The 1302-nt window shown below is 44.3% G+C and carries 1 protein-coding gene and 1 pseudogene; one reads left to right on the top strand and one right to left on the bottom strand.

Features of this window, described 5'->3' with window-relative positions; genetic code table 11:
• On the top strand, window positions 1–990 hold a 990-nt coding region (locus MXE41_RS12975; RefSeq protein ID WP_247100893.1), incomplete at its 5' end, for an IS630 family transposase.
• A gap of 125 nt (window positions 991–1115) precedes the next feature.
• Here MXE41_RS12975 and MXE41_RS12970 read toward each other — a convergent pair.
• Window positions 1116–1302, bottom strand: a pseudogene (locus MXE41_RS12970) (hypothetical protein); the annotation flags it as partial.

Genomic DNA, 1302 nt, shown 5'->3' with positions numbered 1-1302 from the left:
ATTGAGGAGATTAAGGAGCTCTGCTTCACAAGCCCTGATTACATAAAATCCCTTGATGAGTTCGATCATGCCAGAGATTCAATCAGTTCATCTGACTTCTGGACAATTGCTGGCCTTGCAGCAGTTATGAGGGTATCTCCGTCAACTATGTGCAGGTTCTGCAAAAAACACGGCATAGCAAGGCGTCCATCTGGCTCTTACTGCTTCAGTACCGATCGCGACTATGAGGCTAAGATTACCAGTGTTCATAGAGCGCTCTGCAAAGTGACAGAAGATGATGATGAAAACATTGTTGTTTTAAGTTATGACGAAAAGCCTTGTATACAGGCAAATCAGCATGCTCTTGTGCCAACTTATGGTATGGACATTAAACCTGGATGCAGGTACATCAGGCACGGTACTACCAATCTTTTAGCAGCTTTCAATCCCAGGACAGGCAAGGCCTACATAGAATTTTCACAGACCAAAGATCGTGAGAAATTCAAAAGCTTCCTTGAAGCACTGGTTGAGAATAACCCTGAGCTTAGAGGAAAGAAGATTAAGCTTGTTCTGGATAACCTTTCTACACACAAGCTTGAAGCTGAATGGCACAACGCACACCCTGAGTTTGAGTTTATTTTCACTCCTACTACCTCATCATGGTGCAACCCGGTTGAAGCACACTTCAGCATTTACTCCAATGCAGTGCTCAAAGGAGCATCATGGAATAGCGTGGATGAGCTTGAATCTGCCTCTTTGAAGTGGTACCAGGAATATGAAAAAAATCCTATTCCTTTCAATATCCAGTTCAACCTTGAAAATCACCTGATTTCAAGGAGAAGAATTCTGGAGCAAATGAAGAAGCGTTTTGAGCATATTGTTGAACGATGCAAAAATGGTCTGCGTCTGAACAATTCAGGCTACTGCTACTTCTATACAATTGGACTGTACCTGTTCAGGCTACTGCTACTTCTATACAATTGGACTGTACCTGTTCAGGCTTACATCTGAAAAGGCTCCCAGCTCTAAAGCTGTCAAGGAATACAAGGATAAGCTTACCCGTATGCTTGGATTTTGATATCCCCCTGTATCCGGCTATGTCAGGGGGTGGGTCAAAACTTTTGAAATTTAGTACTAGGGATGTAGCTGAACACCTCAGCACGAATCGATTCGTCAGGTGTTTCTTCTTTCAGCAAGTACGAACATGCGCTGGCGAGCGCCAATGCAGATTTATCCAGATCCTTCAGCGAGCGGAGCCGTTTTTTCTGCCCAATCTTTCTGGCGTCACGGATGATAACGGCCAGCATGGCGTCCAGAACGTCC

The organism is Anaerobiospirillum sp. NML120449, from assembly GCF_023051105.1.
GTDB lineage: Bacteria > Pseudomonadota > Gammaproteobacteria > Enterobacterales > Succinivibrionaceae > Anaerobiospirillum.
This window is presented reverse-complemented; position numbering and strand designations above follow the sequence as displayed.